General features: G+C 66.2%; 20 protein-coding genes. 16 read left to right on the top strand and 4 right to left on the bottom strand.

Features of this window, described 5'->3' with window-relative positions:
* Nucleotides 1–8 precede the first annotated feature (8 nt).
* Nucleotides 9–1,547, top strand: a complete 1,539-nt coding sequence (locus KF688_06740; protein MBX3425359.1) for a YifB family Mg chelatase-like AAA ATPase — start codon at nucleotides 9–11, stop codon at nucleotides 1,545–1,547.
* A gap of 168 nt (nucleotides 1,548–1,715) precedes the next feature.
* Here the strand turns inward: KF688_06740 and KF688_06735 are convergent, their stop codons facing one another.
* Nucleotides 1,716–2,051 carry a hypothetical protein gene (locus KF688_06735; protein MBX3425358.1) on the bottom strand — a complete coding sequence of 112 codons (336 nt, stop codon included), beginning with the start codon at nucleotides 2,049–2,051 and terminating at the stop codon, nucleotides 1,716–1,718.
* Nucleotides 2,052–2,200: 149 nt separating this feature from the next.
* Nucleotides 2,201–3,229, bottom strand: coding sequence for a prepilin peptidase (locus tag KF688_06730; GenBank protein ID MBX3425357.1), 1,029 nt, complete (start codon nucleotides 3,227–3,229; stop codon nucleotides 2,201–2,203).
* 53 nt (nucleotides 3,230–3,282) lie between these two features.
* Here KF688_06730 and KF688_06725 point away from each other — a divergent pair, with 53 nt between their 5' ends.
* The 13 genes from KF688_06725 (at nucleotide 3,283) to KF688_06665 (ending at nucleotide 17,011) form a co-directional block, all read left to right on the top strand.
* Nucleotides 3,283–4,035 (top strand): DUF1080 domain-containing protein, encoded by a 753-nt coding sequence (locus KF688_06725; protein MBX3425356.1) that lies wholly within the window; start codon nucleotides 3,283–3,285, stop codon nucleotides 4,033–4,035.
* Between the two features lie 225 nt (nucleotides 4,036–4,260).
* Nucleotides 4,261–5,148, top strand: coding sequence for a hypothetical protein (locus tag KF688_06720; protein ID MBX3425355.1), 888 nt, complete (start codon nucleotides 4,261–4,263; stop codon nucleotides 5,146–5,148).
* Nucleotides 5,149–5,360: 212 nt separating this feature from the next.
* On the top strand, nucleotides 5,361–7,541 hold the full coding sequence (locus KF688_06715; protein ID MBX3425354.1) for a hypothetical protein: 2,181 nt from the start codon (nucleotides 5,361–5,363) through the stop codon (nucleotides 7,539–7,541).
* 214 nt (nucleotides 7,542–7,755) lie between these two features.
* The gene (locus tag KF688_06710; GenBank protein MBX3425353.1) at nucleotides 7,756–9,630 is read left to right on the top strand and encodes a hypothetical protein; all 1,875 of its coding nucleotides are present in this window, start codon (nucleotides 7,756–7,758) and stop codon (nucleotides 9,628–9,630) included.
* Between the two features lie 220 nt (nucleotides 9,631–9,850).
* Nucleotides 9,851–10,771 carry a DUF1338 domain-containing protein gene (locus tag KF688_06705; GenBank protein ID MBX3425352.1) on the top strand — a complete coding sequence of 307 codons (921 nt, stop codon included), beginning with the start codon at nucleotides 9,851–9,853 and terminating at the stop codon, nucleotides 10,769–10,771.
* Between the two features lie 279 nt (nucleotides 10,772–11,050).
* A complete protein-coding gene (gene aroF / locus KF688_06700; protein ID MBX3425351.1) occupies nucleotides 11,051–12,064 on the top strand; it encodes a 3-deoxy-7-phosphoheptulonate synthase in 1,014 nt (337 codons plus the stop codon).
* 152 nt (nucleotides 12,065–12,216) lie between these two features.
* On the top strand, nucleotides 12,217–12,954 hold the full coding sequence (tpiA, locus tag KF688_06695) for a triose-phosphate isomerase (protein ID MBX3425350.1): 738 nt from the start codon (nucleotides 12,217–12,219) through the stop codon (nucleotides 12,952–12,954).
* Nucleotides 12,955–13,080: 126 nt separating this feature from the next.
* Entirely contained in the window at nucleotides 13,081–13,497 is a 417-nt protein-coding gene (gene secG / locus KF688_06690) for a preprotein translocase subunit SecG (GenBank protein ID MBX3425349.1), read from the top strand.
* 69 nt (nucleotides 13,498–13,566) lie between these two features.
* Nucleotides 13,567–14,439, top strand: a complete 873-nt coding sequence (locus KF688_06685) for a YicC family protein (GenBank protein ID MBX3425348.1) — start codon at nucleotides 13,567–13,569, stop codon at nucleotides 14,437–14,439.
* 271 nt (nucleotides 14,440–14,710) lie between these two features.
* On the top strand, nucleotides 14,711–15,295 hold the full coding sequence (gene gmk / locus KF688_06680; GenBank protein MBX3425347.1) for a guanylate kinase: 585 nt from the start codon (nucleotides 14,711–14,713) through the stop codon (nucleotides 15,293–15,295).
* Complete coding sequence (locus KF688_06675) at nucleotides 15,288–15,557, top strand: DNA-directed RNA polymerase subunit omega (protein MBX3425346.1); 270 nt, start codon at nucleotides 15,288–15,290, stop codon at nucleotides 15,555–15,557. The genes gmk and KF688_06675 overlap by 8 nt, the downstream gene beginning before the upstream one ends.
* Nucleotides 15,558–15,707: 150 nt before the next feature.
* Nucleotides 15,708–16,250, top strand: coding sequence for a phosphopantothenoylcysteine decarboxylase (locus KF688_06670; GenBank protein MBX3425345.1), 543 nt, complete (start codon nucleotides 15,708–15,710; stop codon nucleotides 16,248–16,250).
* Between the two features lie 128 nt (nucleotides 16,251–16,378).
* The gene (locus KF688_06665; protein MBX3425344.1) at nucleotides 16,379–17,011 is read left to right on the top strand and encodes a phosphopantothenoylcysteine decarboxylase; all 633 of its coding nucleotides are present in this window, start codon (nucleotides 16,379–16,381) and stop codon (nucleotides 17,009–17,011) included.
* 21 nt (nucleotides 17,012–17,032) lie between these two features.
* On the opposite strand, the gene KF688_06660 is transcribed toward KF688_06665, so the two are convergent.
* Nucleotides 17,033–17,260, bottom strand: a complete 228-nt coding sequence (locus KF688_06660; protein ID MBX3425343.1) for a DUF2934 domain-containing protein — start codon at nucleotides 17,258–17,260, stop codon at nucleotides 17,033–17,035.
* 572 nt (nucleotides 17,261–17,832) lie between these two features.
* Between KF688_06660 and KF688_06655 the strand changes: the two genes are divergently transcribed.
* A complete protein-coding gene (locus KF688_06655) occupies nucleotides 17,833–19,956 on the top strand; it encodes a thioredoxin family protein (GenBank protein MBX3425342.1) in 2,124 nt (707 codons plus the stop codon).
* 32 nt (nucleotides 19,957–19,988) lie between these two features.
* Here the strand turns inward: KF688_06655 and purM are convergent, their stop codons facing one another.
* Entirely contained in the window at nucleotides 19,989–21,056 is a 1,068-nt protein-coding gene (purM, locus tag KF688_06650; GenBank protein ID MBX3425341.1) for a phosphoribosylformylglycinamidine cyclo-ligase, read from the bottom strand.
* A 556-nt stretch (nucleotides 21,057–21,612) separates the two neighbouring features.
* Here purM and glgX point away from each other — a divergent pair.
* A complete protein-coding gene (gene glgX / locus KF688_06645; protein MBX3425340.1) occupies nucleotides 21,613–23,748 on the top strand; it encodes a glycogen debranching protein GlgX in 2,136 nt (711 codons plus the stop codon).
* Nucleotides 23,749–23,817: the final 69 nt, after the last annotated feature.

Below are 23,817 nucleotides of genomic sequence, written 5' to 3'. Positions count from 1 at the left end.
TGGCCCCCATGCTGGCCAAGCTGCATACGTTTTCGCTCGTGGGGATTGACGCCGTTGCGGTGGTCGCCGAGGTCGACGTCTCGTATGCGGCGATCCCGAAGACGGTGCTGGTGGGGCTTCCCGACCAAGCGGTGCGCGAGAGCGTCCACCGGATCGAGCGGGCCCTGGCGAACAGCGGGTTCGTGCTGCCGGACAATCGGTGCGTGATCAACCTGGCCCCGGCCGAGCTGCCCAAGCAGGCGTCGTCGTTCGATCTGCCGGTGGCGCTGGGGCTGCTGGCGGCGAGCGGTCAGTTCGCCTCGGACAAGTTGGAACGCTATGCGGTCGTCGGCGAACTGGCCCTCGACGGCGCGATGCGTCCGGTGAAGGGCGCCCTGTCGATGGCGATGGCCGCGGCCAAGCAGCGCGGTCTGCGCGGGTTGATCCTGCCCGCCCAGAACGCCGGCGAGGCGGCGGTCGTCGAGGGGATCGAAGCGATTTCCGTGAGCAGTCTGACCGAGGCGGTCGCGTTTCTGGCCGACGATCTGGCGATCGAACCGACCCCGTCGCGCGTGAGCCAGTTCTTCGAGGAGCACGCCCGCTACGACGACGACTTCGCCGACGTCCGCGGGCAGGAGATGGCCAAGCGGGCCGTCATGCTCGCCGCGGCCGGGGCCCACAATCTGCTCATGGTCGGCAGCCCGGGGACCGGCAAGACGATGCTCGCCAAACGCATGCCGACGATCTTGCCGCAACTCACGGCCGAGGAGTCGATCGAGACGAGCCGCGTATACAGCGTGCTGGGCAAGCTGGCGGCCGATCGTCCGCTGATGGTCCGCCGCCCCTTTCGCGCGCCTCACCACACGATCAGCAACGCGGGGCTCGTGGGGGGCGGCTCGACGCCGACCCCCGGCGAAATCAGCATGGCCCATAACGGCGTGCTGTTTCTCGACGAACTCCCCGAGTTCAACCGGCAAACCCTCGAAGTGCTCCGCCAACCCCTCGAAGACGGCACGGTGTCGATCAGCCGAGCGCTGCGGGCGAGCGAGTTCCCCGCCGACTTCATGCTGATCGCCTCGCTCAACCCGTGTCCCTGCGGGTTTCGCAACGATCCGCGCCGCGAGTGCCATTGCAGCGTGCCGCAGATCGAACGGTACGTCAACAAGATCAGCGGCCCGCTCTTGGATCGGATCGACATTCACATCGAGGTCGCGGCCGTGCCGTTCAAGGAATTGGCCCACGGCCCCCCGGGGACCGACAGTCGCACGATGGGCGAGCAGGTCGCCGCGGCGCGGGCGGTGCAGTCGCAGCGGTTCGCCGGCAGCGGGACGCGGACCAACGGACAGATGACCAGCCGGCAGGTGCGCGAGGTCTGCAAGCTCGACTCGGCGAGTCGCGACATGCTCGAGGCGAGCGTCAACGAAATGGGCCTCTCGGCCCGCGCTCACGACAAGATCCTCCGCGTCGCCCGCACCATCGCCGACGTCGAAGGCGCCGCCGACCTCCGGCAAGAGCACGTCGCCGAAGCGGTGAACTACCGCATGCTCGACCGGCGGTTCTGGAGCTGACGGCTTGCCGACGGCGACAATCCCATTGCCGACAAGCGCCCGCATCGTCTCGGCGGGCAACCTCGCGCCTGTCCCGACTGTCGTCGCGTCAACTCAAGCCCCGCGGTTGTCTAAAAGTCGTGGGCTATCGCGGCGCCGCCGGGTCGACTGCAGCGTCTTGTTGGGCCGTTACGGGCCGGCCCTGATTGCCGCCGCCAAAGTCCCCAAGCCCAGCAGCAGGATTGCCAGAAAGGAGAACGATGACAGCTTGAGATACAAAGCTCTGGAGCTGAAGAAGGAGAGTATGGAGAGCGCGACCATCGACACGCCCAATCCAATCCATATTCCGCACAGCGGATAATAGAGAACGCTGTTGGCCCCGATGGCTCCGACGACCGGCCCGTCGCTCGGTGCTTTTCGAATCACGATGGTGCCGGCGGATAGCCAGTGCAATCCCGTGACGGCATACGCGACCCCAAAAACGGCTAGACCGATGAGCAAACGCTTGTCCAGACGGCCAGTCATAGGTTTCCTCTGGTCCTTTGAGGGACGACGGGGCGCCGGAAGACCGCCGACCCAAAACTTCGCATCATGCAATAGGGTCGATCCAGATGGAGACGCCGCGTTTTGCAGAGCGAGCACACGACGCCTCCCGCGCAATTCCCCGCGCGGCGCTACCACGGCGACAACTCGGCGAGTTGGCGCCAGAAGACGATGTGCACCAATGCCACGCACCACGCAGCCGCGGTCGTCGAGAGCAGGAGCGAGCGCGAGCGGCCGCCGCATGCTCGGACCACGCAACTCACGAGCCCCCAGAGCGCCAGGAAAGTCGGCGTTGCGGTCAAGCCAAGCGACAACAACACAAACGCTCCGGCCAGAAATGCCTTGCTGCGGTGCTGCAGCATGAGGATGTTCGGCGCCACGTTTCGATTCTTCGCGGCGGCAAAGTGAATGGCCGCGGAGGCGACAAGAACGAGAATCCCGAGGGACGCGTGTTGAGCCTGGCGAGGCCCCGTGGACTCAACCCCAGGAGCGGGATGATAGACGTTCCCGTAGAGCACCACGAGCAGCATCGCCGCCAGCACGACGACGCCGAATCGCTTCGGGATGCTCTGCTGATCGAGGTCGAACAATACGATCGTCGTCAGCGCCGCCATCAACAGCAGATGGAGCCCGTAGGTCGCCAGCAGCGGCCCGTGGGGAATCCAAACTGTGCGGAGCGCTCCGGACTGGTCGGCTAGCGGCCCCCCGGGCAGATTGGCGCCGCCGCTGAACAGCTCGACGTACGCCAGCAAGAACGCGACCGCCCCCAGCACAGTCTCGACGATCGCGTAGCGGGGCGAGATCGGGGCCCCGCAGTCGCGGCACTTCCCTCGCAGCCACAACCACCCGAGGATCGGCACGTTGTCGTAGGGGCGAATCGGGTGATCGCACCGGGGACAGTGCGACGGCCGCCACACGACCGACATTCCCAGCGGCAGCCGATACGCGACCACGTTGAGAAAGCTGCCGATGCAAGCCCCCAAGAACCCCAGCCAAACGGCAGTCAACAAATCGATCACAGGCAGGCGACGGAAGGGGGACGACGGAGAAGCGCGAGGAAACGTTCGACATCTTACCACGCTCACGGCAGCCGCTGAGGGGGGCTCCGGCGACCCTGTCGGGCGGGCGCCGGAGCCGTTAAAATACCCTGACTGCAGCATGGAGCTGCCGTTGAGTGGGTCCGGTTCGTAACTCCTTCTCTGGATTCTGCACCATGATCATCGTCCGCCTGCTTGGCGCCTCGCGCTCCGGTTTTCTCGGCCAGAAGTTCGTCCTGACCTTGGCGGCATGCACGCTCGCGCTGGCGACCGGCGTCGCTCCGGCCGCTGAGGAGACCGATCGGGAGGAGGGCTTTGCTCCGCTGCTGGTGAACGCCCCAGCCCACTGGCGCGGCTACGCCGCGGAGAAGTGGCCCGAGAGTTGGGAGGTCGTTGACGGCGTCCTCCGTCGCAAAGGCCCGGGAGGGGACATTATGACCAAGGAGAAGTACGCCGACTTCGACTTGCGGTTCGACTGGAAGGTGGCCCCCGGCGGGAACAGCGGCATCATGTACCGCGTTTCGACCGGCGACGACGCCCCTTACTACTCGGGACCGGAGTACCAAATCCTCGACAACGCCGGCCACGCCGACGGCAAGTCGCAACTGACCTCGACTGGCTCGCTCTACGCCCTCTATCCGCCGACGAAGGACGTCTCGAAGCCGGCCGGAGAGTGGAACTCGGCTCGGATCGTCATCCGCAAGAATCGCGTGCAGCACTATCTCAACGGCGAGTTGGTGGTCGAGGCCGAACTGGGAAGCGACGACTGGATCAAACGGGTCGCCAAGAGCAAGTTCGCCTCGTGGGAAAAGTTCGGCAAGAACTCCGAAGGGCGCCTCGCCTTCCAGGACCACGGCGACGAGGTCTGGTTCCGCAACATCCGCGTGAAGCGACTCACGGACGACGCGAGCGATTCGGCGACCAAGTAAGTCGGCCTGCCGTACATGAGTGCGCTGAAAGCTGAAATAAGGATTGGGAAAAGCTGATCGCATCGGACGCTGACGCGACCAGCCGTCGACAGCCAGCGCCCGCAAGCTAGCACCCGCACTCGAGAAGTTGGGTTTTCACTGCGGTCGCCCCTCCCCGACGGCCGAATAATTCCCAGGACCGGCACAGCTTGTCATCGGGCGCCGGCCTTGTCAGGGGGGAATCTTATGCGACGCTGCCACTGGGCGGCGTGCGCACGGGGGGGGCGTCGCTGTCTGGCGTTTGCGCTGGCGGCGGTCTGCGCCGCCGGTGCGCTCGCGGCCGACGCCAACGAGCGGAACTCCGCCCCGGAAGCGGCCACCGACGCCGCGACGTGCCGCGAAGCGGCCCGGGCGATTCCGCTCGACAAAATCGACGCCGCCTATCGCGAAGCCGTCCGCGAGGTCGTCGCCGACCCGACCATCTTTCGCCGCTTGCCGACGAACGTCGTCGATTGCCGGCCCGAAATGTTCACCTATCTCTGCGAGAATCCTGAGACGCTCGTCGAAATCTGGCGCGAGTTGGGACTGAGCAAGGCGGAACTAAAGCGAACCGGTCCGAACACGTTCGTCCTGCAAGACGGCGCCGGCACGACCGGCGATTTGGTCGTCGTCGAATCGACGTGCGACGAGAACGCACAGAATCGCGTCATCATGTTCGTCGACGGCCGCTACGACGGCAAACCGTTCAACAAGCCCCTTGCCGCGCAGTGCGTGCTGGCGCTGCGAAGCGGGTCGATCGAGGAGACCAACGGCAGGCACTACGTCGCGGTGCGGGTCGACTCGTTCATCCGGCTCGACCGAACCGGGCTGGCATTGCTAGCCAAGGCGATGCATCCGCTGGTAGGAAAGACCGCGGACCGCAATTTCGCCGACACGATCAACTTCGTCAGCAGCCTGTCGTACACCGCCGAGCAACGCCCGGACCGAATCCACGATTTGGGGACTTCGCTCGACCGGGTCGAGCCGCACCGCCGGCGGCAATTCAGCGCGGTCGTCGACCTGTGCCATCAGCACGGGCAGGATTGGCTCAAGACGCGCATCGCGCAAGACAAGCCGACGACGTCGCGGCAGTAGCGCGAACGGCCGCTAAAGGCCGGCTCAATCGCGTGTCGTCACGCGCTTCCCGAGATTTATTCGTCGTGCGAGACTTCGCTTGACGCGCTTCGACGCGACGGTCCACCATACGGGCGCATCCTGCCTTTTCGCCCCCGTAGAAGGACCGCGCCATGTCGGCTGTTCGATGGATCTGCTCCCGCTTCGATTTACGTCTCCCCCTCGCTGGATTCGTGCTTGCCGCCCTTGCGGCCGCTCCCTCCGGCGTCCCCGCACTCGCCGCCGTGACGACGCAGGGAGACGTCACTCCGGCGTTGCCGGCGAACGGCGGGAGCGTGGCGCTAGTCGTCGTCGGCAACTCGACCGCCGGCTTGGCGACGATCGACAACGGCACGGCGCTCACCGGCACGTCCGCCACGGTCGGCAGTCAGACCGGCGGCGTCGGTCAAATGACGATCACGGGATTCGCTTCGCGGTGGGGTCTTAGCGCCACCCTGGCGGTCGGCAGCTCCGGGACGGGACGCATCAACGTCGTCGCCGGCGGCCGGCTCGAAAACGGTGCGCCGACTTTGGGGACCAACGCCAGCGGGTCGGGGCAACTCTCCGTCGACGGGTTCGGCTCGCTCTGGACGAGCGCCGCGACGACCACCGTCGGCGCCGCGGGGTCCGGGACCCTGTTGCTCGCCAACGGCGCCGTCGCCACAGGGACTGCCGCGGTGCTGGGCAACGCCACGACCGGCGTCGGATTCGCTTCGATCAGCGGCAATCAAACCTTGTGGCGCCAATCCGGGGCGATCACAGTCGGAGCCGAGGGGCGCGGTCGCGTCGAGATCAGCGGCGGGGCTCGCATCGAGAGCGCGTCCGGCAGCATCGCCAACGCCGCTTCGTCGCTGGGATCCGTCGTCGTGTCGGGATTTGGCTCGGCGTGGACGAACTCGGCTGGGCTGACCGTCGCCGATGCGGGCGTGGGCGAACTGCTCGTTCAGAACGGCGGCCGCGTTACGAACGCCGCGACCTCGACCGTCATGCTCGCCAACGGCGCCGCCGGCGAGGCGTACCTCGAGGTCAGCGGCGCGGGATCCTTGTGGCGCGGCTCCGGAGGAGTCACGGCAGGTCGCGCCGGACGTGGCGTCGTCCGCGTCCTCGGCGGCGGACGGATCGAAAGCGCCGGCGTCGTGCTGGGCGATCTGGCCACCGCGACCGGCGACCTTCTCGTCGACGGGCTCAATTCCGTGTGGGAAGTCGCCGGATCGTTCGAAGTCGGCAAGTTAGGACTCGCCGCCGCCGCCGTCTCGGCAGGAGGAACCGTCGCCGTGGGTGACAACACGGCCGGCGCAATCACCATCGGCACGCAAGGCCGGCTGACGCTCGCCGGGGGGCGGCTCGTGGCGAGCGGGGCTGCGGCGGCGCTGACCAACTCGGGCATCCTGCAGGGGAGCGGCGTCGTCGACTGCCCCGTCGTCAACACGCCCAACGCGGAAATCCGCACCTCGACCGGCGACCTGCTGCAGCTCGTCGACGATCTGGACAACAAGGGGTTCGTCGACCTGCGGGGCGGCACGCTGGAAGTCGCGGACGCAATCGCCAACTCCGGTCGCATCGCGCTGCAGAACGCCGCGCTCCGCGTCACGCGCCTCGACGGAGCGACGAATCCGCTGACGATCTCCTCGGGCGGGCGGCTTGCCGCGACGGGCGGAACCGTCGACATCCACGCTTCCGTCGCCAACGCCGCGGGGGGGACGATCGTCGTGGGAGGCGAATCGTCGGCGACCTTTCACGACCCGGTGGTCAACAACGGCGTATTTCAGGTGATGCCCGGGTCGAGGGCGCTGCTCTTGCACGATCTGTCGTTCGGCGCGGGGGCGACGACCAACTTGGTGCTGGCGAGTCCCGCGGAAGGCCCTGCCGGCCCCCAGATCGAGATCGGCGGCAACGCGACGCTCGCCGGCGCATTGAGCGTCTCGCTGGCAAGCGACTATCAGCCGGTCGCCGGCGACGCCTTTTCGCTGCTGACCGTCGCAGGGAGTCGCACAGGGGCGTTCACCCTATCCACGCTCCCGGCCCTGACATCCGGGTTGGCGTGGCAGATCGACTCCAGTCCGCAAGTCTTGGCGCTGACCGTCGTGCCGATCGATCCCGCCGACTTCAACGGCGACCGTCTCGTCGATGGCGCCGACCTGGCTGTCTGGCAGATCGGATTCGGCAGCGGCTCCGGTCAATCTGCTGGGGACGCCAACGGCGACGGGCTCGTCGACGGCGGCGACTTTCTCGCTTGGCAACGAGCCGCCGCGGGCGCCAGCGTCGCCGCCGCCGCGTCGGTCCCCGAACCAATCGGCACAACGAGCGTACTGATCGGGGTCGGATTCGTTAGACGCCTGAGAACGTCGGTGCGCCGTACCCGCACAGCGGGGTGATCCCCCCGCGCGAGGGAGCGCCCCGGTCGCTTGGCGGGATGAATTCTTCGCAAGATTCGCCGGCGAACGACGAACTACCGGCAATTGTCGATCGGGCCGCTCTCGGGCAACGTCGCCCGTGCTGGCCATTCCATTGCCGCGGCGGCACAATGAACGTAGGTCGCCGCGGCGCTGTTCCCTCTCATACTGCTTCTTGCGCACGAAAGGACGAGCCATGTTCGCCACCGAGCGATGCTTCCGGTGGTTGACGGCGACCATCGCAGCGTTGATGACGCTCCCGATCGCCTCGACCGCTCCCGCCGCCGACCTGACGCGGGCGATTCCCGTCGAAGCCCACCTGTTCGTTCACGCCCGACATAATCCCGAGCGAGAGTTCCTGGCGAAGCACTACGCCGACGTCTGGCAGACCGTCTGCGACGAGAAGATCGCCGAGCGTCTTCTGGAAATCGTCTCCGGCCATATGAAGGACCAGGATCGCCAGAAAGCCGAGTCGCTCTGGAGCGACGTTCGAACGGCCGCCGCGCCGATCAACTTCCCGGCGCTCGCCAAGGCCGAAGAAGTGGTCATGTTCCAAGTTATGGAAGGCCCCGCCAATCAGACGACCGTGCTGGTGCGGCTGTCGGCCGAAGACGCCGTCGGCTTTGAGGAGGGAGTCATCGAACTGATGAAGCTGGTCGAACGCCGAAGCGGCGGCAAGGTTCCCCTTGGAACCAGCGCCGTCGGCGACGCGACGATCACGGCGTTTCAGTTTCCGCCGCAAGTCCCCATGCGTCCGGCCGTGGCCCGCAAGGGGGACGTCGTGCTGCTCTCGCTGTACGAACCCCTGCTGCACCGCTCGATCGAGATGCTCGACGACTCGGCGTCCGACTCGAAGTACGACGATCCGCGCGTCGCCGAGGCGCTTGCGCACCTTCCCAAGCCGGAAGACGCCTTCGTGTTTTTCGACGGCAAGCAACTGTTCCAGCGACTGCGGGGCGTCGGGACGTTCGTCGCGTCGCAGCGGCCCGAGAGCGCCGAAGCGCAGCGATTCGCCCAGGTGTTCAGCGCCGTCATCGACGAATTCGCCGTCCTCGACTACGAAGCGACCTCGCAGTACACCGATGGAGTTCAATGCCGGTCGATGGTCTACGGCAAACTGGCCGAAGACGCCGGCGAGCGCACCCTTGGCAAGGCGTTCGCCGGAGGAAAGCCGTTCGCCGATTGGCACACGTGGGTCCCCGCGGGGGCGACCAGCTACTCGCTCTCCCGAGGAATCAACCTTCATGAGCTTTATGCCGGCGCTCTGGATCTCGTCAAGCGGGAGTTCCCCGAGGCTGAACCGGGATTGGCTAGGTTCGACGAACTGCAGAATCAATTCGGCGTGCGAATCGACGAAGACGTGCTGCAATCGTTCTCCGGCGAGACCGCGTCGGTCACGTTCCCGGTCGAGCAGCCCGATGGCGGCAGCTCGTCGCAATCCGTCACGGCGCTCCGCTGTTCGAATCCCGACAAGATCCGCGAACTGATGCATCGCGGCGTCGAGGCGCTCAAGCAGATTCCGTTCGTCGCCGCCCAGCAACTCGACGTCGTTGCTTGCAGCGAGCTCGAGGGATTCGAGGAAATCCAGTGCTCGATGTTGGCGATGGTCAAGGCGCGGCCGGTGATCGGGTTTGACGACGGCTGGCTCCTGTGCGGATCGAGCCCCGCCGCAGTCAAGAAGTTCCTGGCCGTGCGCCGCGGCGAAGCGGCGTCGATCGAAGCGGCCGCGAGCCTGGAGAAGTTCGCCCTCACGGCCGACGGCCCGGTGTCGGCGGTCAGTTACTGCGACGTCGGCGCCGGCGTCCGGCAGGCGGCCGACCTCGTCGAGCAGGCCGCGGCAGTGGCCCCCATGGCCCTCGGCATGATCGCCGCGAAGGCTCGCCCCGAGGAAATCAAGCCGATCCAGGACCTTGTCGGCCTGTTGCCGAGCGTCGCAAAGGTCATCCGAAAGTTCGACTTTGTCGAGGAGCAGTTGACGGTCACGCGACCGGGGCCGAAACCGCACACCTATGTGCGCGAGGCCGTCCTGCTGGTCCGTTCGCCCGAGAAGGTCGCTGTGAAATCCGAGTAGCCTCCGCGACTCGCTTCCGCTTCGATTGAGAATGCCGACTCGCGCCCTTCGGCCGCGCCCCTCGCCCGAGACGGCGCGGCCGATTTTGTTTTGCGCGGCAGCGCTGAACTTCTGCGCTCCCGCCGCGACCCCGACTTGCCGGGCAGGCCGCCCCTTGGTGGAATGAACAGCGGGGGAACCCGTCCCCCGTGCAGGATCACGTTCCTTTGGAGCTGCCGTCATGTCCGCTACGACCGCCTCGGCTCTCGACCTTGTCATGGACGGACTCATGCGCCGCTATCGCGAGCGCGTGCCCGACGTCGATCGCGTGATTCGAGGCATGATCGCCGCGGGACATATCTCGCAAGCCGAAGACATTGAGAACGACCACATCGCGTTTCGCACGATGGGCGTGCCTCAATTGGGAATCGCGTCGCTGGAGAAAGCGTTCCTGCACTACGGCTACGAGCGTCGCGACCGGTTTGATTTCACAGGGAAGAAGCTCGACGCGCACTGGTATTCCCCTCCGACGCCGAACTATCCGCGGATTTTCATCAGCCAGCTTCGCGTGGGCGATCTCTCGCCCGAGACGCAGCGGATCATCACGAGCTACACCGACGAGGTGCAGAGCGACCCGGTCGACTCGCTCGACCTGGACGACGGGGCGGCGGTCGACGCCTTTCTGCACACTCCGTTGTGGCGCACCCCGACTTGGGCCGACTACCAGCGACTCGGCGAGGAGAGCGAATACGCCGCGTGGGTGATTTACAATCGGTACTACCTGAATCACTTCACCGTGAGCGTCCATAACTTGCCGGCGGGGGTCGACACGATCGCCAGCTTCAACGAGTTCCTCAAGGGAATCGGCGTCAAGCTCAACAACTCGGGGGGCGAGATCAAGACCAGCGGCGACGGGCTGCTCATCCAAAGCTCGACGGTCGCCGAAATGGTCGACGCGGAGTTCGCCGCCCAGGGGGGAGGGGTCGAGCGGCGCCGCATCAGCGGGTCGTACGTCGAATTCGCCGAACGCCGCGTCCTGCCGCAGTTCGCCGCGCTGCCGCGCGCCGAACTGCGTCGCGAGCATCGTCGCGACGGGTTCGAGACCTCGAACGCCGACAAGATCTTCGAAAGCACCTACAGTACGCAAACGGGGCGCAGTTAGCGGCCCCATCGCAAGGGGGGATGTCACGTCGGCCGTCCCGACAGGATCGGGGGCAAATCGGCGGCACCCCCTACCTGGCCGCCCAGTCCCCTCCAGGCGCGGCCGGCTTGGCGGGCTATTCTGGCCCATTTCTGGGGATTCCCTGCCGCCGAGCGATGGTTACACTGGTGGATTCGGCCGCCCCCGTTCCGGCCCAGTAAGGCCCGCCTCTCCCGGGCGAACCTCCCCGCGATCACCGTCCCCTGCCCACCGGTCAGCAAGCCACTTCCGCGACTTCGTATGATTGTCATCCTCAAAGAATCGGCCACCGACGAGCAGATCGCCCACGCGATCGAGCGAATCGAGGCCCTGGGTTTCTCGGCCCACGTGAGCCGCGGAACCTACCGCACGGTGATCGGGGTCATCGGCGACGAATCGAAGATCGTGCCGCCGCAGCTCGAGGCGATTCCCGGCGTGGCCCAGGTCGTGCCGGTGATGCCGGCCTACAAGCTCGCCAGTCGTGAGGCCCATCCGCAGCCGACGATCGTATCGGTCGGCAAGACGAAGGTCGGCGGCGGGCATCTGGGAATGATCGCCGGGCCGTGCGCGGTCGAGTCGGAGGAGCGGATGGACGCCATCGCCGGGGCCATCGCCAAGGCGGGGGCCAACATCCTTCGCGGCGGCGCGTTCAAGCCCCGCACGAGCCCCTACTCGTTCCAGGGCCTCGGCGAAGAAGGGCTCAAGATCCTCCGCCGCGTCGGTGATCGCCACGGCTTGCCGGTCGTCACCGAGGTGGTCGACCCCCGACATGTCGAGTTGGCGTGCGAGTACACGGACATGCTGCAGCTTGGCGCCCGCAATATGCAGAACTTCGTTCTGTTGACCGAGGTGGGCAAGACGAACAAGCCCGTGCTCCTCAAGCGCGGGATGAGCGCCACGATCAAGGACTGGCTGATGAGCGCCGAGTACGTCATCGCCCAGGGCAATACGAACGTCGTCCTCTGCGAGCGGGGAATCAAGAGCTTCGATCCCTCGACCCGCAATCTGTACGACGTCGCCGCCGTGCCGCAGATTCACGAGTTGTCGCACCTGCCGATCATCGTCGATCCAAGCCATGCGACCGGCCAGCCGGAGCTGATTCCCGCGTGTGCGTTGGCCGGGGTCGCCGCCGGGGCGGACGGCGTGCACATCGAGGTTCACGACAAGCCCGAGGAAGCGCTCAGCGACGGCCCGCAAGCCTTGCTGCCGGAGCAGTACGCCGAGTTGATGACTCAGCTCCGCAAGGTCGCTGCGGCAGTCGGCAAGACGGTTTGACGTTTGATGTGCAATTGCTAACGTCGGAGATCCGCCCGGCGGGGCTTCCGGATGAAGCTCACGTCAATCCATCCAACATGAGATCTCCCCAAATTTAGGCGGACGAAAGGAAGTGCGTCGTGCGTAAGCCACTAATCGCCGGCAATTGGAAGATGAACACCACAGCCGCCAGCGGGGCGGAGCTGGCGGCCGCGGTGGCCGCACAGGCAGGCGGGCTGACGGCCGTCGACCTGCTGGTCTGCCCCCCCAGCGTCTACCTGGCGGGGGTCAAGACTGCGATCGGCTCGGCCGCGGTCGCCCTCGGGGCCCAGAACATGTACCACGAGGCGTCCGGGGCTTTCACCGGCGAGTTGTCGGCCGGAATGCTGCAGGACGTCGGCTGCACCTACGTCATCCTGGGACACAGCGAGCGAAGGCACATCCTCGGCGAGACCGACGCCGACGTGAACAAGAAGACCCTCGCCGCATTGACCGCAGGGCTCGTCCCGATCGTCTGCGTCGGGGAACTGCTCGAAGAGCGCGAGGCAGGCAAGACCGCCGAGGTCATCCGCACCCAGTTCGACGGCTCGCTCGCCGGACTCACGGCCGAGCAGATGGCCAAGACAGTGATCGCTTACGAGCCGGTCTGGGCCATCGGCACCGGCAAGGTGGCCACCCCGGCCCAGGCCCAGGAGGTTCACGCCGACCTTCGCAAGCTGATTGCCGACCGCTACAATGCGTCCACGGCCGACGTCGTGCGGATCCTGTACGGCGGCAGCGTCAAGCCGGACAACGCAGCCGAACTGCTGGGGCAAGCCGACATCGACGGAGCCCTCATCGGCGGCGCCAGTCTCAAGGCGAGCGACTTCCTGGGGATCGCCGCAGCCGGGGCCCAAACGGCCGCGGCCTGACAAGCAGCTTCGCCCCCAGAAACCGCTCGCGCACCGGCCGGCGATTCGCGGCAATCCACAATCCAGGTCAAGCCCCGCGGCACGATCGCGGGCCTCTCTCACGGAGTTCCACACGTGATCGTCCCCATGTTGGGTTTCGTCAGCGGTCTTCTCAGCTTCCTGCTGGCGGCGATGGCCATCTTTCTGATCCTGCTGGTCCTCGTCCAACGGGGTCGCGGCGGCGGGCTGGCCGGCGCCTTGGGAGGCATGGGGGGCTCGAGCGCCTTCGGCGCCAAGGCCGGCGACGTGTTCACCCGGATCACCGCGTGGTCCGCCTTGGTCTGGATCGTCCTCTGCATCCTGGCCGCCAAGTACGGCTCCTCGGGCGGAACCAGCAAGTTCGATCTCAACGCTGAAGCGGCCGAGAGCGGCGGAGCGGCCGCGGGCAGCGCGCTGACCGCCCCGGCCGACGAGTCGAAAGATGGCGCCGCCGAAGGAGAGAAGCCCGCCCAGCCCGCTCCTCAAGTCGACGGGGAATCCGGCGACGATGCGGCGACCAAGTAACGCCCGCTGTTGCGACCGGGCTTGCGTCATCGCCCTCTCCGCCAGGATTCGCCCATGCCGATTTTGAGTATGACCGGCTTCGGCGACGCTCGGCACGAGGTCGCCGACCATGTGATTGCGGTCGAGGTCCGCTCGATCAACAACCGGCACCTCAAGCTCAACGTCCGCGCGACCGAGGGGTACGGCGCGCTCGAATCGCCGATCGAATCGGTCGTTCGCGAAGCAATTCGCCGCGGCACGGTCTACGTGAACGTGCGGATTCGCCACATCAGCGGGGCCGACGATTTCCGCATCAATGCGTCGGTGCTCGAAACCTATCTCGACCAATTGCAGAAGGTCGCCGCTCGACGGAATCTCGACGAACGGCTCCGTCTGGAGCCGCTTGCCCAACTGCCGGGAGTCGTCGAAGAAGCTTCGGCCGAGTCGCACGCCCCCGACGCCGTCTGGCCGCACGTGGAAACGACCCTGCGGACCGCGCTCGACAAGATGACGGAAATGCGCTCTGCCGAAGGCGCCGCGTTGGCGAGCGACCTGACTTCCCAGTGCGGCATTGTCGCAACGAGCGTTGACGCGATCGCCGCTCGGACGCCGGTCGTCGCCGAGTCGTATCGGCAGCGACTGCTGGAGCGAGTGAACGAGGCGCTCGCCCCGTCGAACGTCACGTTGACCGCCGCGGACTTGGTGCGCGAAGTCTGCTTGTTCGTCGATCGCTCGGACATCAGCGAGGAGATCGTTCGCCTCCGGAGTCATCTGCAGCAGTTCGCCGCGGCGCTCGGCGGCGACGACAGCGTCGGCCGGCGGCTGGAGTTCATCTGCCAGGAGATGGGCCGCGAGACGAACACGATCGGCTCGAAAGCCAACGATGCGGAGATCACCCGCCACGTCGTCGAGATCAAGACGACGCTCGAACGAATCCGCGAGCAGATTCAGAACGTCGAATAGCCAAGTCCATAGCCACGAAGCCGCAAAGGACAGGAAGCGAAGCACGACTTGACCACGGGACGAGCAAGACAAGGCGTACGATTCGAGCGCCGATTCCTGCCCGAAACGACCGGCGACGTGACGTCGATCGACATGCGCCGGCTGGAGCGGCTCCGGCGGAGCCCTGACGGCCGAGCTTGCCAGGGCTCAATTTGAGCGCGTCGCCCCGCGTTCCCCCCAGTCCCTTGTCCACGTGCCTACACTCCGCGCATCCGCGGTCCATTTTCTCGATATGCCTGAAAAACCCGGCAAACTCGTCGTCGTCTCCGGCCCGTCGGGGGTGGGCAAGAGCACGGTGGTGCGCGAGGTGATTGCGGCCTGCGCAGGGCGGTTGCGGCTGAGCGTCTCGGCGACGACCCGCCCCCCCCGGCCCGGCGAGCGGGACGGGACGGATTACCACTTTCTGAGCGACGCCGAGTTCCGCCGCCGCCGCGAGGCGGGCGAATTCCTCGAATGCGTCGAGGTTTTCGGCCGCGGACACTGGTACGGCACCCTCTGGGACGAGGTGAGGTCTAGCCTCGCGACCGGCAAATGGGTACTGTTAGAGATTGACGTCGACGGCGCCGCGGACGTGCTGCGCCAATTTCCCGAGGCGGTCACGATCTTCATCCGCCCCGATTCGCTGGAGGAACTCGAGCGCCGGCTGCGCAGCCGGCGCACCGAGAGCGAAGAGGCGATTCGTCGACGACTGGCGGTCGCGCGACACGAGTTGCAACTGGCCGACAGATACGAGTTTCAAGTCGAAAATGTGACCGTGCCCGAGGCGGTGCGGTCGATCTGCGAGATTCTGCGGAGCCGAGGCTTAAGCGATGATTGATGCGTTGAAGGAAGAACATATCGTGAACAAGGTCGGCGGCCGGTTCAAGCTGTCGACGCTGATCCAGAAGCGGCTGGCGGCGCTGAACGCCGGCGCCCGCCCGCTGGTGGACATCGCCTCGAAGGTCCACATGGAGATCGTCGTGCAGGAAATCCTGCAGGACAAGATTTTCCTCGACGCCACGGCCCAGGTGAAGATCGTCGGCGAAATGCCCGAGCCGGTCGCCGGCGGCCCGCCGGAACTCGATCTCTCGGCGATGTAACCCCTCAGACGGCGGAGCCCGTACGCAGGTCGGTTCCCCCGAATTCGCCCTGCCGTCAAGTTTCTCCGAAACTGGCCTCGTGCTTGGTCCGTTCGAGTCTTTGGAGCTGTGTCAAAGCACTCCGCGGTGCGTTCGTTCGGCGTTCAAGCCATGCCCTCCGAAGTTCTCCTCGGCGTCACCGGCGGGATCGCGGCGTACAAGACCGCGGCCCTGGCGAGCGACCTCGTGCAATCCGGGGTCGGGGTGAGCGTCGTGATGACCCGCGCCGCGACCGAGTTCGTCGGCCCGGCGACGTTTCGCGCGCTCACCGGTCGGCCGGTTGCGATCGAATCGTTTGATCCCGACCATTGGCCGCTGGGGCCGCACATTGAACTGGCGCGGCAAGCCCAGGTGCTGTGCGTCGCTCCCGCGACCGCGGACTTTCTGGCGAAAGCCGCCAACGGCCTTGCCGACGATCTCCTGTCGACCTTGTGGCTGTCGTTCACGGGGACCGCGATCGTCGCCCCCGCGATGAACTGCGAAATGTGGGCCAAGCCCGCGGTCCAGCGGAACGTCGCCCAGCTCCGCCACGACGGCGTCGCGCTCGTCGATCCGCAAGAAGGCTGGCTCAGTTGTCGCGAACGGGGCGTCGGCCGCATGGCCGACCCGGCAGAAATCGCCGCGGCGATTCGCAAGGCGCTGCCAACGTCGTAACAGGCTTCGCCGAGGGCGCAAGACGTTTGCCACGAACCGCCGCCCCGAAAGACTTCCAGGGCCTTGCGCCCCTGGCTGCAACATTTCGCCCCTCCGGGGCCCTTTGACGTCAGCCGTTGCCGCATCGTATGGTCCGCATCCTCATCACCTCGGGTCCGACGCGGCAGCACATCGATCCGGTGCGGTATCTGACGAACGCCTCCAGCGGGAGGATGGGCGCCGGACTCGCCGCGGCGGCGCTGGAGTTGGGGCACGAGGTGGTCGTCGTCAGCGGGCCGGTCGACGTCGAGTACCCGGCCGCGGCCCGCGTCGTGCCGGTCGTCTCGACCGAAGAGATGCTCTGCGCCGCGAAGGCCGAGTTCGCCGCCTGCGACGGCCTGATCGGCGCCGCGGCGCCATGCGACTACCGCCCGATCCACGTGGCCGAACACAAGCTCTCAAAGACTGGCCGGCCGCTGACCTTGGAACTTCTCGAGACCGACGACGTCGTCGCCACGCTGGGAGCCGAAAAAGGGAAACGCTGGGTCGTCGGCTTTGCGTTGGAAACGGAAGACCACCGCTTCCGCGCGCTCGCCAAGCTGCAGCGCAAGCACTGCGACCTGATCGTCTCCAACGGCGTCGAAGCAATGCGTGCAGCCGACAACAGCGTCGAGATCATCGACCCCGCGGGCACGGTGCTCGCCGCCTCGGCCGGCGCCAAGGAAGCGGTGGCCCGCGACATCCTGGCGGTCATCCAGTCGCGATTGGTGCAAGAATCTTGACGGCGACTCGGTCGGTCACGCCTATGCCAACGCGGCGCGGCTGCGGATCTTGTCCCACAGCTTCAAGAGCGGGCCGCGACCCCGTTCGCTGCGGCTCGCTTCGGCGGTCAGTTCGGCCACCGCGGCGTCCCAATCCTCGCGACCATCGCTCCCCTGGGGGCAACCGCGGCGAGTCCAAATTTCGAACGCTCGCTGGGCGATCGCCTCGTGCGTGATCGCAGGTCCTTGGGGATTGTAGATCTTGGCCATTGTGCTCTCCTCCGTGCCGCCGTCGCTTGTGGTGGGTGAAACTCGCTCTCACGCCGCCCCAGCAAACGGTTATAGCCCGCGGGGGCGGATTGGTTCAACCCGCATCGCCTCCGACGAGCAAGACGCTTGCTCCTTGGACTCGCGCAACGATAAGCAGTCGCGAAGCGAAGGCTACGAGATCCCCTGCGCGATTGCAGCACACCACATCGATCACAGTGTGCCGAAGCGGAATGTGCAGGGCGAACTTGCGACATGTCCGGCGATTGCGGGGAACTGCGAACTCGTTTGCGGCGGCGAGCATGGAGGCGCCGGCGCAACCGCTCGCGGCTGGACGACCGTGGTCGCAGTCCGTCGAAGATGTCGCTGCGACGAGAATCGTCGTAGCGATCAGTCGCCCCGCGGCGACTCACATGGTCCCGGGAATGACCGCAATCGTCGATATCGCGGTGAAATGGCTCGCAGACCGGCGTTGACCCGATTTTCGGGGTGAAAGTAGAATCCACTGCCAGCAGATTTCGGCGCATCCCTTGCGGCCGCCTGCAGGCCTCAGCCAGTCAGGAGCGCCTCGTCCGATGACCTCCCGCCGTACGCTTCGCCAGTTCGCCCAATTCGCCCTGCTGATCGCCGCAGTCTGCCCGCTAGCGGCCCGGGCTCAGTTCCCCGATTTCGGCGGCATTGGCGGATTCGGCGACCGCAACGAGGCAGGGACCGCGAAGATCTCGGCCCAATTCGCGCCGGCCGTCGGCGATCGTCCCGCGTTGGTGTTCGTGACGGCCGACGTTTCGCGCGGATACCACATCTACTCGGTCGACCAGGGGACGCTTCCCGACGGCAGCGGCCCGCGGCGCACTCATCTGTCGCTCGACTCGTCGAGCGGCGCGAAGCTCCTCGGCCCGTTCCAACCGCTGGCGGCTCCCAAGACGAAGATCGATCGCGAGGCGTTCATCGGCCTGGAGCTGCGCGAGCACGAAGGGATCGTCACCTGGTTCGCTCCGGTAGAGCTTCCCGCGGGGGTCGACGCGACGTCGCTGCAACTGGCCGGGGCGATCGACGCCCAGATCTGCGACGACGTGAAGGGACTGTGCGTGCCGATCGAGGCCGAGTTCACGGCGGCGTTGGGAAAGGGTTTTGACCTGCCGGCCGGGATGGAGATCGTGCTGGGGGTCGCAGACGGCGAAACGAGTCCGCAAGCGGAGATTGCGGCCGGGACCGAAGAATCGCAAGACGCTTGGCAAACCGCTCCCGCGATGCCCGAGGGGCTCGGCGCGAGAACAGGAGCCTACGAACTCGATAAGATCACGCTTACCGAGACGGCCGATCGCTCGGTGGCGTACTACCTGCTCACCGCGCTGTTGGGCGGCATCGTGCTGAACGTCATGCCGTGCGTCTTGCCGGTGATCGGGCTCAAGGTGATGAGCTTCGTCCAGCAGGCGGGCGAGAGCCGCGCTCGAGCGTGGATGCTCAACCTGTGGTACTCGGCGGGGATCCTGGCCGTGTTTCTCGCGCTGGCGACCTTTGCCGTGACGGCGCAGGTCGGCTGGGGCGATCAGTTCGCCAGCACGTGGTTCAACGTGTCGCTGCTGGCCGTCGTCTATGCAATGGCGCTGAGCATGCTGGGGTTGTGGGAGATCCCGATCCCCGGGTTCGTCGGCTCCGGCGCCGCTTTGGACATGGCCGAGAAGGAAGGCCCCGCCGCGGCGTTTCTCAAGGGGATCCTCACCACGCTCTTGGCGACCCCCTGCACGGCGCCGCTGATGGCCAGCGCCCTGGCGTGGGCGGTGCGGCAGCCGGCGTGGGTGACCTTCAGCGTGTTCGGCGCCATGGGGTTGGGGATGGCGTTGCCGTATCTCGTGGTCGGCGCCTTCCCGAGACTCATCCGGTTCCTGCCGAAGCCCGGCATGTGGATGGAGACGTTCAAGAAGGCGATGGGGCTCGTGCTCTTGGGCACGGTGGTCTGGTTCCTGTCGTTCCTCGAACCGCCGCTTGTCGTGCCGACGGTGGCCTTTATGGTCGCCATTGCGGCGGCTTGCTGGTGGATATCGCAAACCCCCAATTACGAACCGTTCGGCACACGGCTGATCGCCTGGACCCAGGCGGGGATGTTCACCGCCGTGGCCGCGATGGCCTGCTACGGGCTGATCTACCAGAAGGCGATGCTGCCGCGGTACGAGCAGGAAATCGCCGCTCGCGTGCAGCGATCGATCACCGGCGAGCGGCTGGCGATTGTCGACCAGTTGGGCAAAGTCGCCGGCCCCGAGGACCTTGCCCGGATTGCGCAGGAACTGGCTGCGTCTGCATACTCGGCCGACCAGCCGTGGCAACCGTTCGATCTCGATCGGCTGGCGGTCACGCTGTTGGGAGACCGCAGAACGGTGCTGGTCGACTTCACCGCCGACTGGTGCGTGAACTGCAAGTACCTGGAAAACGCCGTGCTCAAGTCGAACGAGGTCGAGCGGGAGTTGGCCCGCGCGGGGGTGGTGACGATGGTCGCCGATTACACGAACAAACCGGCTTGGATGAAGCAGATGATCCGCGCTCTGGACGGCAACGGCGTGCCGATCACGGCAATTTTCCCCGCCGACCAGCCGTACAAACCAATCGTGCTGCGGGGCGTGTACGCCAAGGACACGCTGCTGGGGCACCTGCGGGGTCTGCAAGACACGCGAACCGCGGCACGCGCTTCGCAAGGCCGCTGAAGAAGCGGTCGAAAACTTGCCGCCAATTGAGTCTACGAGGCCCAGCGGACTTCGCCGGCGCCGCGAACGGCCCGGCCGATCGACCAGCAGTCGAGTCCCATGGCGACGATGCGCTCCTGCACCGCCTGCGCCTTGTCAGCGGCAACCACTAGGCACAGGCCGACCCCCATGTTGAACACGCGGTCCATCTCCGCGTCGTCGACGTCGCCAAGGCGCTGAAGCCACGCGAAGACCGGCGGGACGGGCCAACTGCCGCGAGCGATTTCGCAGCCGATCGTCGGAGGAAGCACGCGACTGAGGTTCTCGCACAGTCCGCCGCCTGTGATGTGGGCGATTCCGCGGATCGTCTCGCGCGGCGGGAACTCGGCGAGCAGCTTCTGCACCAGTCGCACGTAGAGTCGCGTCGGCTCGAGCAGCACCTCGCCGACCTTGCGGTCGTCGCACTCGGCCACCGGATCGTTGACGTCGAGTCCCGCGTGCTTGAAGACGATCTTGCGGACGAGGCTGAACCCGTTCGAGTGGACGCCGCTCGAGGCGATCCCGAGCACCACGTCCCCCGGTTCGATCGTCGTGCCGTCGACCAGTCGCGGTCGATCGACGACGCCGACGCAGAACCCCGCCAGATCGTAGTCGCCCGGTTGGTAGAGGTCGGGCATGATCGCCGTCTCGCCCCCCACGAGGGCGGCGTCGCTCTCGACGCACCCTGCGCTGATCCCCTCGACGATCTGCTCCAGGAGCGCGGGATCGTCGGCGCCCATAGCGACGTAGTCCAGAAAGAACAGCGGCTCGGCCCCGCAGCAGATCGCGTCGTTGACGCACATGGCCACCAGATCGACGCCGACCGTCGAGTGCCGACCCGCGAGCTGCGCCACCTTGAGCTTGGTCCCCACCCCGTCGGTGCACGACACGAGGACAGGGTCGACGTACTGTCGCGAGAACAATTTGCCGGGGAAGTCGAGCGTAAAAAGCCCCGCGAACCCGTCGGCCCACGGCACGACGCGCGGACAGTGGGTTCGATTGAGCAATCGCGGCAGCCGCGACATGCTCTCGGCGTAAACGTCGAGATCGACGCCGGAGTCTTTGTAAGTGATTTTCGACATGCGACTTAGCGACTGTTGCGGCCCGGGTTGAGTCGCGATTCTACGGGGCTCGCCGAAGGAGTGTCAACGAGCCGCCTCGACCTGCGCTCAACCACGACGACACGACGGGCACGACGAGCAGCAAAGCCCCGCGAGCTCCTGATTCGGTCGTGCTCGTCGTGTCGTCGTGATCCCCCGCCAAGGGACTTGTCGGGGCCGGGCGGGTCGCATTCCAGGGGCTCCCGAGTTACGATTGCACGGTCCCTACGGGTTGTGCGCCGGTCGCCAGGCAAGCCGGCGTGCGCACCGTGCGGGGTTCGGGAACCCTGCCGACTGGCGCGGCCGGCGCGGGTGGTCCGACCGAGCTATGTTGAAGCGGCGGCAGCGGTTAACGAGCACGGGCCGGCAGGCGAAGGTCTGCCGCGGCTCGGCGAGGAACTAATTTTCGCACAGTCGGAGCGTCGAAGGACAGAAGCGTCAGCGTATCGAACCGCCCCGCTCGCGCAAGCGGGATCCGCCAGGGACGTGCGGAGGTTTCGATGTAGGCGACGCCGACGATCGTCCTGAATCCGCCCCGATGTCCCGCGAGTTGTTCCTCCCCATGCTCATTGAATGGACGCCGACCCTCACCACCACCGACGTAGTCCCGGTCATGCCTGTTCCGCAGCGGTTCATGCAGTTCCGCTACCCGCTTCCCTACGGAGCGATTCTCCAAGACGGGGGCGTGCAGTTTGCGGTCTACAGCAAGAGCGCCAAAGCGATGCGCGTGCTGCTGTATCGCCGCGCGACTGATCCCGACCCCCACCGCGTCATTGAATTCGACCCCGTCAACGACCGCTGGGGAGACATTTGGAGCGTGTTCGTCCCGGGCCTTGCCGCGGGGCAGCTCTATCACTTCCAGGCCGACGGACCGTACAACCCCGAGCGGGGCCACCGGTTCAACCCGCAGGCCCGGCTGATCGACCCCTACGCCCGGGCCTTGGCCGGCGAGTTCCTGCCCGCCAACGACGGAGTCATCCGCCCTCCCAAGTGCGTCGTCGTCGACGACACGTTCGATTGGAAGGGGGACCGACATCTCAAGCGGCCGCTGGCCGATTCGGTCATCTACGAGATGCACGTCCGCGGCTTGACGCGCCATCACACCAGCGGCGTCGATTCGCCCGGAACGTATTTGGGCGTCATCGAGAAGATTCCCTATCTGCAGTCGCTGGGAGTCACGGCCGTCGAGCTGATGCCGGTCCACGAGTTCCCGGTCCGCGACCCCAACGGCAACCGCCACGTGCGGGGCAACTACTGGGGTTACGACTCGCTGGCGTTCTTTTCGCCGCACCGCGGATACATGCACGGCAACGAGCCGGGGGATCAGGTCCGGCAGTTCAAGGAGATGGTCCGCGCCCTGCATGCCGCGGGAATCGAAGTGATTCTCGACGTCGTGTTCAACCACACGGCGGAGGGAAATCACTTGGGCCCCACGCTCAGCTTCAAGGGGCTCGAGAACCGCGTCTACTACATGCTGACCGACGACGGGCAGTACAAGAACTACTCCGGCTGCGGCAACACAGTCAACGGCAACCACCCGATCGTCCGCGAGATGATTTTTCATTGCCTGCGGCATTGGGTGTACAACTACCACATCGACGGGTTCCGGTTCGATCTGGCGTCGATCCTCAGCCGCAATCGGTACGGGGAGTTGGTCCCGAATCCGCCGCTGGTGGAGCTGATTGCCGAAGACCCGATGCTGGCCGACACGAAGATCATCGCTGAGGCGTGGGACGCCGCTGGGGCGTTCCAGGTCGGTTCCTTCGCCAACCTGCGGTGGGCCGAATGGAACGGGCATTACCGCGACGACGTGCGGCGATTCTGGCGCGGCGATCCGGGCATGATCGGGCCGATCGCGACCCGCATCTCAGGCTCCAGCGACCTCTACCAGCCGAGCGGCCGACATCCGTACCACAGCATCAACTTCGTCACCTCGCACGACGGCTACACGCTGAACGATCTGGTGAGTTACGAACGGAAGCACAACCAGGAAAACGGCGAAGACAACCGCGACGGCGACAACAACAACTACAGCAGCAACTACGGCGTCGAAGGTCCGACGCGCCGCAAGCACGTCGTCGAACTGCGGCGGCGACAGTGCAAGAACATCATGGCCACGTTGCTGTTGAGCGAGGGAACGCCGATGATCGTCGCCGGCGACGAGATTCTTCGCACCCAGCGCGGCAACAACAACGCCTACTGCCAGGACAACGACATCAGCTGGTTCAACTGGACCTTCGTCGAAAAGAACGCCGAGATGCTGCGGTTCATGCAGGCGTTGATCGCGTTCCGGCGGAGCCAGCCGAACGTCCGTCGGCCGATGTTCCTCACCGGCGCCGCCCCCAGCGAAGGCGAACTCCCCGACGTCAGTTGGTACGGCCCCGCGGGGACGACGGTCGACTGGAACGCCCCGTCGCGAAGCCTGACCTGCGTTCTGGGGACCGCGGGGCTCGACGATCCGGCCGCCCGCAACGTGATGATCCTGATGCACGCCGGGGGCGATTCGCAGGAATTCGTCATCCCCAGCAACCTGCGCAAGCTGCCGTGGAAGCTGCTGATCGACACGGCGGCCGAGGCCCCCGGGGACATCTACCCCGGGGCCAACGGGCCGCCGCTGCCGGCCGCGGGCAAGGTGAAGCTGGTGCATCACGCCCTGCGGTGCTACGTGGCGTGATCCGCACGAAACGAGACCGTCTGAACAAGCGGGGGGCGCGAGCCCCCCGCTCTCGTTTTGTTCGCTCCG

The organism is Pirellulales bacterium (assembly GCA_019636345.1).
Lineage (GTDB): Bacteria > Planctomycetota > Planctomycetia > Pirellulales > Lacipirellulaceae.
Note: the sequence above shows the minus strand (reverse complement) of the source record. Positions and strands in the feature narration are given on the sequence as shown.

Excerpts from the sequence above, each read along its gene's own strand:
- glgX (MBX3425340.1), top strand. The coding sequence starts at position 21,613 with ATGTCCCGCGAGTTGTTCCTCCCCATGCTCATTGAATGGACGCCGACC.
- KF688_06675 (MBX3425346.1), top strand. The coding sequence starts at position 15,288 with ATGATTGATGCGTTGAAGGAAGAACATATCGTGAACAAGGTCGGCGGC.
- tpiA (MBX3425350.1), top strand. The coding sequence starts at position 12,217 with ATGAACACCACAGCCGCCAGCGGGGCGGAGCTGGCGGCCGCGGTGGCC.
- KF688_06705 (MBX3425352.1), top strand. The coding sequence starts at position 9,851 with ATGTCCGCTACGACCGCCTCGGCTCTCGACCTTGTCATGGACGGACTC.
- KF688_06670 (MBX3425345.1), top strand. The coding sequence starts at position 15,708 with ATGCCCTCCGAAGTTCTCCTCGGCGTCACCGGCGGGATCGCGGCGTAC.
- secG (MBX3425349.1), top strand. The coding sequence starts at position 13,081 with ATGTTGGGTTTCGTCAGCGGTCTTCTCAGCTTCCTGCTGGCGGCGATG.
- KF688_06725 (MBX3425356.1), top strand. The coding sequence starts at position 3,283 with ATGATCATCGTCCGCCTGCTTGGCGCCTCGCGCTCCGGTTTTCTCGGC.
- KF688_06720 (MBX3425355.1), top strand. The coding sequence starts at position 4,261 with ATGCGACGCTGCCACTGGGCGGCGTGCGCACGGGGGGGGCGTCGCTGT.
- KF688_06735 (MBX3425358.1), bottom strand. The coding sequence starts at position 2,051 with ATGACTGGCCGTCTGGACAAGCGTTTGCTCATCGGTCTAGCCGTTTTT.
- gmk (MBX3425347.1), top strand. The coding sequence starts at position 14,711 with ATGCCTGAAAAACCCGGCAAACTCGTCGTCGTCTCCGGCCCGTCGGGG.
- KF688_06660 (MBX3425343.1), bottom strand. The coding sequence starts at position 17,260 with ATGGCCAAGATCTACAATCCCCAAGGACCTGCGATCACGCACGAGGCG.
- KF688_06710 (MBX3425353.1), top strand. The coding sequence starts at position 7,756 with ATGTTCGCCACCGAGCGATGCTTCCGGTGGTTGACGGCGACCATCGCA.
- purM (MBX3425341.1), bottom strand. The coding sequence starts at position 21,056 with ATGTCGAAAATCACTTACAAAGACTCCGGCGTCGATCTCGACGTTTAC.
- KF688_06665 (MBX3425344.1), top strand. The coding sequence starts at position 16,379 with ATGGTCCGCATCCTCATCACCTCGGGTCCGACGCGGCAGCACATCGAT.
- KF688_06655 (MBX3425342.1), top strand. The coding sequence starts at position 17,833 with ATGACCTCCCGCCGTACGCTTCGCCAGTTCGCCCAATTCGCCCTGCTG.
- KF688_06730 (MBX3425357.1), bottom strand. The coding sequence starts at position 3,229 with ATGCTGCAGTCAGGGTATTTTAACGGCTCCGGCGCCCGCCCGACAGGG.
- KF688_06685 (MBX3425348.1), top strand. The coding sequence starts at position 13,567 with ATGACCGGCTTCGGCGACGCTCGGCACGAGGTCGCCGACCATGTGATT.
- KF688_06740 (MBX3425359.1), top strand. The coding sequence starts at position 9 with ATGCTGGCCAAGCTGCATACGTTTTCGCTCGTGGGGATTGACGCCGTT.
- aroF (MBX3425351.1), top strand. The coding sequence starts at position 11,051 with ATGATTGTCATCCTCAAAGAATCGGCCACCGACGAGCAGATCGCCCAC.